The organism is Gordonia sp. (in: high G+C Gram-positive bacteria) (genome assembly GCF_020438995.1).
Taxonomy (GTDB): Bacteria; Actinomycetota; Actinomycetes; order Mycobacteriales; family Mycobacteriaceae; genus Gordonia.
In genome coordinates this window covers 1-10,095 of the sequence record NZ_JAGQTN010000171.1, presented here as the reverse complement: position 1 = coordinate 10,095, position 10,095 = coordinate 1, and the positions used below count along the sequence as shown (strand labels likewise).

The 10,095-nt window shown below is 68.2% G+C and carries 9 protein-coding genes; 5 read left to right on the top strand and 4 right to left on the bottom strand.

The features are described 5' to 3' along the window. Positions 1-181: 181 nt before the first annotated feature. On the top strand, positions 182-910 hold the full coding sequence (locus KDB67_RS12745; protein WP_291016198.1) for an enoyl-CoA hydratase: 729 nt from the start codon (positions 182-184) through the stop codon (positions 908-910). A 24-nt stretch (positions 911-934) separates the two neighbouring features. Here KDB67_RS12745 and KDB67_RS12740 read toward each other — a convergent pair whose 3' ends face one another. From KDB67_RS12740 to KDB67_RS12725, 4 genes are all read right to left on the bottom strand, one after another. Continuing rightward, entirely contained in the window at positions 935-2,071 is a 1,137-nt protein-coding gene (locus KDB67_RS12740; RefSeq protein ID WP_291016197.1) for an XdhC/CoxI family protein, read from the bottom strand. 147 nt (positions 2,072-2,218) lie between these two features. Next, positions 2,219-3,553, bottom strand: a complete 1,335-nt coding sequence (locus KDB67_RS12735) for a D-arabinono-1,4-lactone oxidase (RefSeq protein WP_291016196.1) — start codon at positions 3,551-3,553, stop codon at positions 2,219-2,221. Next, on the bottom strand, positions 3,550-4,806 hold the full coding sequence (locus KDB67_RS12730; protein WP_291016195.1) for an alanine racemase: 1,257 nt from the start codon (positions 4,804-4,806) through the stop codon (positions 3,550-3,552). The genes KDB67_RS12735 and KDB67_RS12730 overlap by 4 nt, the downstream gene beginning before the upstream one ends. Continuing rightward, the gene (locus tag KDB67_RS12725) at positions 4,790-5,410 is read right to left on the bottom strand and encodes a TetR/AcrR family transcriptional regulator (RefSeq protein WP_291016194.1); all 621 of its coding nucleotides are present in this window, start codon (positions 5,408-5,410) and stop codon (positions 4,790-4,792) included. The genes KDB67_RS12730 and KDB67_RS12725 overlap by 17 nt, the downstream gene beginning before the upstream one ends. 153 nt (positions 5,411-5,563) lie before the next feature. Here KDB67_RS12725 and KDB67_RS12720 point away from each other — a divergent pair, with 153 nt between their 5' ends. The 4 genes from KDB67_RS12720 (at position 5,564) to KDB67_RS12705 (ending at position 10,080) form a co-directional block, all read left to right on the top strand. Next, positions 5,564-6,754, top strand: a complete 1,191-nt coding sequence (locus KDB67_RS12720; RefSeq protein ID WP_291016193.1) for an MBL fold metallo-hydrolase — start codon at positions 5,564-5,566, stop codon at positions 6,752-6,754. A gap of 51 nt (positions 6,755-6,805) precedes the next feature. Continuing rightward, positions 6,806-9,280, top strand: a complete 2,475-nt coding sequence (locus tag KDB67_RS12715) for an HAD-IC family P-type ATPase (RefSeq protein WP_291016192.1) — start codon at positions 6,806-6,808, stop codon at positions 9,278-9,280. Between the two features lie 61 nt (positions 9,281-9,341). Then, on the top strand, positions 9,342-9,527 hold the full coding sequence (locus tag KDB67_RS12710) for an antitoxin (protein WP_291016191.1): 186 nt from the start codon (positions 9,342-9,344) through the stop codon (positions 9,525-9,527). 115 nt (positions 9,528-9,642) lie between these two features. Further along, entirely contained in the window at positions 9,643-10,080 is a 438-nt protein-coding gene (locus KDB67_RS12705) for an SRPBCC family protein (RefSeq protein ID WP_291016190.1), read from the top strand. Positions 10,081-10,095: the final 15 nt, after the last annotated feature.

The window sequence follows — 10,095 nt, the reverse complement described above, 5'->3', positions numbered from 1 at the left end:
GTGGTGTCGTGTTCTTTCACCCAGCCTGGGCCAGGTTTCGAACGACCTAGCGAACCGCCGGATGCGAGGCCCGCACGTCCGGTGGTGTGAGAGGAGGGCCGGGAAACCCGGCCCTCCTACTCGATTGATCGGCCGGTGCGCCGGTCGGCGAAGGCGACGCTCACCTCGGTAGGCTGCGTGCATGATTCGTAGCAGCCGGACAGATGCCGTGGTGACCATCGAGCTCGATCGCGCCGAAAAGCGCAACGCGCTCAACGAGGAGATGCTGTCGGGCCTGTCCGACGCATTCAGTGCGGCGGTCGACGGGGATGCCCGCGCCATCGTGCTCACCGGACGCGGGCCCGTGTTCAGCGCCGGCGCCGACCTGACCGGGCCCGTCTACGATCTCGGCTTCCTCGACGGCGTGATGACGTTGATGGAGAAGATCGAATCGGTGCCGGTACCGGTGATCGCCGCCGTGAGCGGGGGCGCCATCGGCGCCGGGCTGCAACTGGCGATGGCCGCCGATCTGCGGGTGCTCACACCCGGCACCCTGGTGGCCATTCCGGCCGCCAAACTAGGTGTGTCCGTTGATGAATGGACCATCCGCAGGCTGGTCACGCTGGTGGGTGCCGGACAGGCCCGCAACCTCCTGATCGGCTGCGAGACCCTGTCGGCCGAGCGCGGCCTCGAACTCGGCTTCACCAACCGCATCGGCGATCTGGCCGCCGCGCAGGCATGGGCCGCCGAGATCGCCGAACTGGCCCCGCTGACCCTGCAGCACTACAAGATGGTGCTCAACGCCGAGGCCCGCGAGAAGCCGGCCCCCGAGCGGGTGGAGGCCATGGAACGCTGCTGGATCAGCGAGGACATCGAGGAGGGCCGGGCGGCCCGCGCGGCCAAGCGCAAGCCGGTCTTCAAAGGCCGCTGACCCAGATCCCGGCGCCGGGTCGCTTCACACCTGAACCAGCGGGCCGGGCGTCCGGTGAATGGGGCCGGTCAGCGCGTGCAACGGCCGCCCCGTGGCGTGGGTGCGTTCGGCGATGATCTCGGCGGCGATCGAGACCGCTGCCTCGGCGGGGGTATGTCCGCCCAGGTCCAGGCCGACAGGCGAGTGCAGCGTCGCGAGTTCTGAGTCGGACAGGCCCGCTTCGTGCAGGCGGCGCAGGCGGTCGTCGTGAGTACGGCGCGAGCCGAGCGCGCCGACGAAGCCGAGCGGTACCGCCGAACGCAGGGCCACGGTCAGCGCGGGCACGTCGAACTTGGTGTCGTGGGTCATCACGCATACGGCCGTCGAAGCGCCGATGCGTCCGGCACCGATCTCCCGGCGCAGGTAGCGGTCGGGCCAGTCGACGACCACCTCGTCGGCGGCCGGAAATCGGGCTGCTGTGGCGAACACCGGGCGGGCGTCGACGACGCTCACCCGCATCCCCAACTGCTTGCCCAGGACCGCGAGTTCACGGACGAAGTCGTTGGCGCCCACCAGGATCAGCCGGCGCGGCGGGGCGAAGGTCTGTACCAGCGTGCGGGGCCGGCGGCTCTTTCCGTCACGATCATCGCAGTCGGCGAAGCCGACTATCCCGGATCGTCCGGCGGCCAGCAGGTCGTCGATGTCGAGGTCCAGGCCCAGCCACGATCGGGACCTGCCCGGTTTTGGGCCGGCCGTCACCAGATGCCCCGACACCAGATGCCACTGCGGTGTGGCCGAGAGCGTCGTGGCCAGGGATGCGGGAACACCGGCCCGAATTGCATCTCGGAGTCTCGTCAGCATCGCCAGCCGCGACGGTTCGACACGCTCGACGAACACCTCGATCGTGCCGCCGCACAGCAGTCCCACGCCGAGCCCGCCGGACTCGTCGACACCGAACTCCTCGGTCAGAGCTTCGCCGGTTGCCAGCACTTGCTGCGCGGTGTCGACGACGGCGGCGTCCACGCAGCCGCCCGACAACGCCCCGCTCACCGCACCCGATGCGTTGACCAGCATCGCGGTGCCGACGGCACCGGGCGCGGAACCGGTGGCCGACACGATCCGGGCCAGGCTGATCGGGCCTGCGGGCAGGTCGGTGATGAGTTGGTCGAGCATATGACGCATCACTCCATTGTCACCGGCAGGTGACGATGATGCAGCGTGAACCTCTCACGGCCGATATGCGATGGAGAGCTGTCACAAACCCCACCAATACGCCTCGGCGAGGAGATTATTGCGATGCCGGGGGCTATTGGTGGGGTTTGTGACGGCCTATCCCAAGACTTTCTTCAGATACGGGTTGGCAAACACCCGATCCGGGTCGTACCGGTCGCGGACGGCAAGAAACTCCTCGAAACCCGGATACGCCTCCCGGAAGTAGGACGCGTCGCGCGTGTGCAGCTTGCCCCAGTGCGGACGGCCGCCGTAGCCCACCATGATGGCCTCGAAACCGGCGAAGTAGGCGGCCGAGTCGGCGGGGTCGTCGCGGTGATACCGATGCACGGCGATATAGCCGCTGTCGCGGCCGGACGCGGTCGACAGCAGCAGGTCGTCGGCGCCGGCGGCCCGCACCTCGATCGGGAAGCTGACCCGGAAACCCTTGCGGTCGATCATGTTCCGCAGATCCCGCAGTGCTTCGGGAACGGCTTCGAGCGGGATCGCGAATTCGGATTCGCCGAATCGTACGTTGCGCGAGGAGGTGAAGACACCCGTGGACACATCGGTGAAGGTGCGGGCCGACAGTGCGCGCGAGGTCAGCTGGTTGATGGGCTTGACCAGGCGGGGCGCCTTGACGCCCACCTCGCACAGCGCCCGGAACATCTTGTTGCTCAGCAGTTCGTCATCGACGTACCGGCGCACCTTGCCCGGACCGTCGGGGGCGGTGCCGGCGGGTAGCCGGGTGTTGGTCTTGGTGAGGGTCTGGCTGGTGTGCGGGAACCAGTAGAACTCGTAATGGTCTTGTGCGGCAACCTCATCGAGGAACGTGCCGAATGCCTCGTCGGCGGTCCTGGGGCGTTCCTCGGCGCGCAGGCAGAAGGCGTCGACGCACTGCACCGTGACCTCGGCGAGCACGCCCAGCGCGCCGAGGCCGAGGGCGACCGCGCGCAGGTCGTCGTCGCCGGCGGAGACCGTGCGGATCTCACCGGTGCCGGTGACCAGCTTGGCGCCGACGATTTGGGTGGCGATACCGCCGAAACCCAGTCCGGTGCCGTGGGTTCCGGTGGAGATGGCCCCGGAGATGGTCTGCCGGTCGATATCTCCCAGGTTTGCCATCGCAAGTCCGTGCGGCACAAGCAATCCCGGGATCTCGTGCAGGTGTGTGCCGGCGTACAGGGTGACCTGCTTGCGTGTGGTGTCGACCCCGGACAGGCCGCGCATGTTGCGCAGGTCGAGCCGGATGTCGTCAGTGGCGGCGATCGAGGTGAAACTGTGCCCGGCGCCGACCGGTTTCACGGTGGCCCCGGATTCGGCAGCCCCGGTGACGATCCGGGAGATCTGCAGCGCGTCGGACGGGAGCTCGGTGCGGCTCGGCGCGCAACTGACCGTGCGGCCCCAATTATGCCAGCGGGGAGCGGGCGCCTTTCTCCCAGAAAAGTACTTGCTCACAGAAAACACTTCCCTTCACCACGGTAGGTGGGCAGTCTGTCGACGACGCGGGCGCAGTCGCTCGCGTCTCGGGCGACGAACACCAACTCGCCGACTCGTTCACAGATCTCACCGGATTTGGTGTGCCGGAACCACACCCGATCACCGACGGTCAGTCCGTCGGCATTGCGCAGCGGTGTCTGCACCTCACCGGCGGCCTCGGTTCCGACATACCGCAACCCGGCCGGCCACACCGGAAGCGGCAGCCGGTCGGCGCCGGGTGGGCCCGAGGCGATCCAGCCGCCGCCCGCGCAGGTGGCGATGCCGGGTGCGGGCAGACGCACCACGTCGAGCCCGAAACCGACAGCGGGAGCGGGCCGGAAATGGGCGTACGAATCGAACAGGTGACCACCGAAAAACCCACTACCCGCGGCGATGTCGGTCACCGACGGGTCGGTGGCGGTCACCTCAAGGGAGCCGGTGCCGCCGCCGTTGACGAACTCGAGTTCGCGGACCTCGCTGATCGCCCCGATCGCCGCGACGCGTCGCTCGACGAGTTCGGCCATCGACCGCTGCTGCAACAGCCGCACCGCCGCGTTGGTGAGCGGTTTGCCGGCCGCGCCGTTGCCCATTCCCGCCACCTGCGCCTCGTACGACATCACCCCGACGAGGGTGAAACCGGCGCGCCGCTCGATGCTTTCGGCGAGAGACCGGGCCTGCGCGGGACTGTGCACGGGGGAGCGGCGCACGCCCAGGTGCACCCGGCCACCGCCCAACCGCAGCGACGCGTCGAGGTCGATCGCCACCCGTACGTCGCCACGCCCGGCGGGTGCCACCAGAGCGTCGACCACATCGAGGTGATCGGTGGAGTCTACGAGCAAGGTGACCCGGGAGCGGGCCACGTCGTCGGCGATGAGGGAGCGCAGCGCGTGCGGACGCACCGACGGATAGCCGAGCAGCACGTCGGTGATGCCGGATTCGGTCGCCAGCCAGATTGCCTCGGCCACGTCGTAGGCCAGCACCCCGGCGAAGCCGTCACGCGCGAGGATCTCCGAGATCACCGTTCGCACCCGGATCGATTTGGACGCGACCCGGATCGGGACACCGCCGGCCCGGCGGCGCAGGTCGGCGACGTTGTGCTCGAACGCGGTCAGGTCGAGCACTGCGACGGGACTGTCGCAGCCCTCCTCGCGCACCGCGGCGTCGATGCTCTGCCAGTATCTGTCGGAGTCGGAGCGCCACCACGCGGTCGTCGTGTCAGTTGTCGGCCACATGGGACATCAGCATCTCGAGCGAACCGTCGACGATGTTGTCGACGGCGGCGGTGTCGGCGGTGGCCAGGTAGACGAGCGTGGCGGCACAGGTGGTGCCCACGAGGAACTGCGCCAGTTGACGGGGCGAGGACAGCCAATGGACGCCCATGTTGTCCGCGGCCTCGATGAGCGACCGCTCGGCGATGGTGTACAAGTGCTCGAACATCTCCTTTGCCGCAGCCGCCAGCGGCGGATGGCTCTGTGCGTACAACGCCAGCGACACGCAGGCGCGCATCCGGCCAGGACCGGATTCGAGTACGGAACGGAACATACCCAAATTGGCCCGAAGGTGGTCATCGAGGCCCGCCCGGCCCAGGACCGGGGCGTCGGCGGGGGGAACCATCGTGGCGACCCAACTGTCGATCGCCATCGGCGCGATGGTGAGCATCACGCGCCGGAGCAGGTCGTCACGGCTGTCGAAGGCGTAGTGGAAACTGGCCAGCGGCATCCCGGCGTGCGAACAGATGGTACGGGTGGTGGCGTTCTCCACGCCGTGTTCGGCGATTACATCGAATGCCGCTTCGACCAGCGCCTTCCGGCGGTCCTCGACGGGCATTCGGGGCATGGGTTCACTCTCGGCGCGGTGTTCGCTCACGGGAACAGGAGCATGCTTACAGCCTGAGTGAGCCTACCAGCGGGCCCCGGACCAGGCAGAGCGGCCGGTTCATCCACGGGTCGAAACAGGGGAGCGCCGGTCCGCGGCGCTAATGTTGGCGGGATGAAAGCGAGCCCTGCACCGAACGCCGCGTCGGCGGTGGCTCGGCGTGCCGCGTCGGCGACCCGCGACGCCGCTGACGGCGCCGCAACGAGACTGGCCGGCGCCGGTGTCCCGGTGCTCCGGGCGCTCGGTGCCGGACGCGAGCAGATCCGCCCGCACGTCGAGGGATCGCCACACCTGCGCCACGGACGTTTCGCCAACGCGGAGCAGCCGAGCCCGCCGGTCGAGACCGACGGTTCGGTGCTGCGGGAGATGCTGCGCCGCCCGGGCAAACCCGTGCGCCCGGTCCGCGTGCTCACCCCGGCGTTCACCGCACCGGGATTCGACGACGACCGCGCCGACCTGGCCGCCACCTGGCTCGGCCATGCGACCGTGCTCGTCGAACTCGACGGCGTGCGGATCCTGACCGACCCGGTGCTGAGCAAGCGATGCTCGCCGAGCGAGTTGGTCGGACCGGCACGGCTGCACCCGGCCCCGGCGTCGGTGGCCACGTTGCCGGCAGTCGACATCGTCCTGATCAGTCATGATCACTACGACCACCTCGACTACGAGACCATCACCGCGATCGCCGCGGCCCGGCCCGAGGTGACGTTCGTGGCACCCGTCGGAGTCGGCGCCCACCTGCTCGCGTGGGGGATCGCGGCCGACCGCATCCGGCAGGCCGACTGGGGGCAGGCGGTGACTTCGACGACGGCGCGAGGGGGATCGCTGACCTTCACGTGCTGTCCGGCCCGGCACTTCTCGGGCCGGTTCCTCGATCGCAACCTCACCCAGTGGGCGAGCTGGGCGGTCCGCGGCCCATCGCACAGCTTCTTCTTCTCCGGTGACACCGGATTCACCGAACGCTTCGCCGACACCGGCGCGTCGTCGGGGCCGTTCGACCTGACACTCATTGCCATCGGTGCCTACGATCCGTTGTGGCCCGACATCCACCTCAATCCGGAGGAGGCGATCGCGGTGCACCGGATGCTGTCCGGATCGTCGGTGGGTGACGCGGTGATGATGCCGATTCACTGGGGCACCTTCAATCTGGCCCGGCACACCTGGGCCGATCCGGTGCGGCGGGTACTGGAGTCGGCGCGGGACAACACCGCGACGGTGCTGATCCCGCCGCCGGGCGGCCGGATCGATCTGGTCGGCAGGACCGGCGACGGACTGACCGATCCCGCGTGGTGGGAACGATCGGCGTGAGCGATCGCCGCGGCACGAGCAGATGCAGGCACGAGCAGGGGTGAGGTATCGATGACGCAGCATACGGTTTCACAGGCAGGGGCGTTCCCCGGGCTGTCGGCCGATGAGGTGGCCGAGCGGGTCGCCGCGGGGCAGGTCAACGCGCTGCCCGACAAATCCGGGCGCACCGTCGCCGAGATCGTCCGCGCCAATGTGTTCACCCGGATCAACGCGATCCTCGGCATCCTGTTCGTGATCGTCGCGATCACCGGGTCGTTCAAGAACGGCCTGTTCGCGCTGATCCTGGTGGCCAACAGCGGCATCGGCATCTTCCAGGAGATCCGCGCCAAGAAGACCCTCGACGCGCTCGCCATCGTCGGGCAGACCCGGCCGGTCGTGCGCCGGTCCGGGGTCGCCGCCGAGATCGACCCCGACGAGGTGGTGCTCGACGACATCATCGAGATCGGTTCGGGCGATCAGGTCGTCGTCGACGGCGAGGTGGTGACCGCCGCGGCGCTGGACGTCGACGAATCGCTGCTGACCGGTGAGGCCGATCCGATCCACAAGAAGCCGGGCAACAAGATCCTGTCAGGCAGTTTCGTGGTCGCCGGGTCCGGGGCGTACCGGGCCACGAAGGTGGGCGCCGACGCCTACGCCGCACAGCTGGCCGCCGAGGCATCCAAGTTCACGCTGGTGTCCTCGGAGTTGCGCGGCGGTATCGACAAGATCCTCAAGGTGATCACCTGGCTGCTGATCCCGGCCGGTGTGCTCACCATCGTCAACCAGCTGTTCTTCAGCGACAACGGCCTCAAACGCGCCCTGCTCGGCATGGTCGCGGCCCTGGTGCCGATGGTGCCCGAGGGCCTCGTGCTGATGACCACCATCGCGTTCGCGGTGGGCGTGGTGCGGTTGGGTGCCCGCAAGTGCCTGGTCAACGAGCTGCCCGCGATCGAGGGGCTGGCCCGGGTCAACGTGGTGTGCGCCGACAAGACCGGCACTCTCACCGAGAACGGGATGCGCCTGGGCGATGTCCGCGTCGTCGATGACAGCGGCGGCGATTTCGCCGACGTTCTCGCCGCGCTCGCCGCGCACGATCCGCGTCCGAACGCCAGCGTCGTCGCGATCGGGGAGGCCTATCCGGACGCCCCGGACTGGTCGACGACGGCGATCGCGCCGTTCACCTCCGCCAAGAAGTGGAGCGGCATGTCGTTCGCCGATGCCTCCGGTGCGGCGCAGGGTAATTGGCTGCTCGGCGCGCCGGATGTGCTGCTCGACCCGGACACCGACATCGCGCGCACCGCAACCGAGATCGGCGAGACCGGACTGCGGGTGCTGCTGCTGGGCACCACCGACGTCGCGGTGGACACCACGGGCCCGGCGGGCGGTGACTCGACCGTGCCGGGCACCCTCACCCCGCGGGCGCTGATCGTCCTCGAGCAGCGGGTGCGCCCGGATGCCCGGGAAACCCTCGAATACTTTGCCGACCAGAAGGTTTCGGTGAAGGTGATCTCCGGCGACAACGCCCGCTCGGTGGGTGCGGTCGCGGCATCGCTCGGGCTCGGTTCCGTCGACACCTCGGTCGATGCCCGCACCCTGCCCGACGATCCGGACGAGCTCGCCGGGATCGTGGAGGACGGCGTCACCTTCGGCCGGGTGCGTCCGGACCAGAAACGGGCGATGGTCAAGGCGCTGCAGAGCCGCGGCGACACCGTCGCGATGACCGGCGACGGCGTCAACGACGTGCTGGCACTCAAGGACGCCGACATCGGTGTGGCGATGGGTTCGGGCAGCTCGGCGTCGCGGTCGGTGGCACAGATCGTGTTGCTGGACAACAAGTTCGCCACCCTGCCCTACGTCGTCGGTGAGGGCCGGCGGGTGATCGGCAACATCGAGCGGGTCTCCAACCTGTTCCTCACCAAGACGGTGTACGCGGTGCTGCTGGCGCTGTTCATCGGTATCGGCGGCGTCATCGGCTGGTTGTTCGACATCGACTCGATCAGTTACCCGTTCCAACCGATCCACATGACCATCTCCAACTGGTTCACGATCGGTGTGCCCGCGTTCATCCTGTCGCTGGCACCCAACAACGAGCGCGCCCGCACGGGATTCGTGCGCCGGGTGCTCAGTCAGGCGGTGCCCAACGGCATCATCGTCGGCCTGTGCACGTTCGTGACGTTCGTGATCGTCAACCCGGGTGGCACCGGACCGCAGCTCGGTGCCGAGGATTCGGTCGACCTGACACCCGATCAGACGCAGGCGGCCACGGCCACCCTGCTGACACTGATCGCGGTCGCCTGGTACGTGCTGGTGGTGGTCGCCCGGCCCTACAACTGGTGGAAGATCGTGCTGCTGTCGGTGTCGGCGGGTGCCTATGTGCTGATCTTCCTGGTCCCGTGGTCGCAGGACATGTTCCTGCTCGACGTCTCCGACACGCAGAAGCTGATGGTCGGCGCGATCTCGGCCGCGGTCGGCATCGTGTGCGTGGAGGTCGTGGCGCGGGTGCTCGCTGCCAGGGCAGCGCCCGGACAACAGTCGACCGGCGACTAGGCTGGTGCAGTATCACAACTTTCGGCGTCAGAACGCCGAATGACCACGACAGGAGCAGACGATGGATCTCGGCGGCATCGTGAACAAGGCCAAGCAGGCGATCGGGAAGAACCCGGACCTGATCGAAAAGGGCGGCGACGCCATCGACAAGGCCACCAAGGGTAAGTACGCAGGTCAGGTCGACAAGGCGCAGGAAGCGGTCCGTAAGGCCGCGGGCGCTCCTGCCAAGGAGTCCAAGCCCGAATAGGATCGTCGGACTCGTCAGATTCTTCGTTGTGGCCGGAGCGGTTGTCGCTCCGGCCACAACGTATTCACCGCCCGGTCGTGAACACCGGGTGTGCCGGGCGCTAGGCTGCTCAGTCATGGCAAAGGCGAGTAGTTCGATCGGTCTGGAGTTGTCGGTTGACGAGGCATGGGCGGCAGCCTCCGATCTGTCCCGCTTCGACGAGTGGCTCCTGCTGCACGACGGCTGGCGAGGCGACGTCCCCGAGGTACTGAGTGAGAAGGCCAAGGTGACGTCGGTCGTGTCGGTCAAGGGTGCCCGGGTCAAGTTCGACTGGGTCATCGACCGGTACCGCCCGCCCGCCGAGATCCGGCTTTCCGGCAGTGGCAAGGGAGGTATCAAGGCCAAGCTCGACGTCGCGATCACGCCGTCGGGCGAGGGTTCGACGATGACGCTCGGCATCGATCTGGGTGGTCTTGCGCTGATCGGCCCGGCCGGTAAGGCGGCGGCCAAGGCGGTCGAGGGGGACCTGTCGGCGTCCCTTCAGAAGTTTCAGAAAGTTTTTACTGCAAAGTAACGACCGATCGGCGGC

Coding starts and splice junctions, on each gene's coding strand:
- KDB67_RS12745 (WP_291016198.1), top strand. CDS start 182: ATGATTCGTAGCAGCCGGACAGATGCCGTGGTGACCATCGAGCTCGAT.
- KDB67_RS12730 (WP_291016195.1), bottom strand. CDS start 4,806: ATGTGGCCGACAACTGACACGACGACCGCGTGGTGGCGCTCCGACTCC.
- KDB67_RS12720 (WP_291016193.1), top strand. CDS start 5,564: ATGAAAGCGAGCCCTGCACCGAACGCCGCGTCGGCGGTGGCTCGGCGT.
- KDB67_RS12725 (WP_291016194.1), bottom strand. CDS start 5,410: ATGCCCCGAATGCCCGTCGAGGACCGCCGGAAGGCGCTGGTCGAAGCG.
- KDB67_RS12710 (WP_291016191.1), top strand. CDS start 9,342: ATGGATCTCGGCGGCATCGTGAACAAGGCCAAGCAGGCGATCGGGAAG.
- KDB67_RS12715 (WP_291016192.1), top strand. CDS start 6,806: ATGACGCAGCATACGGTTTCACAGGCAGGGGCGTTCCCCGGGCTGTCG.
- KDB67_RS12705 (WP_291016190.1), top strand. CDS start 9,643: ATGGCAAAGGCGAGTAGTTCGATCGGTCTGGAGTTGTCGGTTGACGAG.
- KDB67_RS12740 (WP_291016197.1), bottom strand. CDS start 2,071: ATGCGTCATATGCTCGACCAACTCATCACCGACCTGCCCGCAGGCCCG.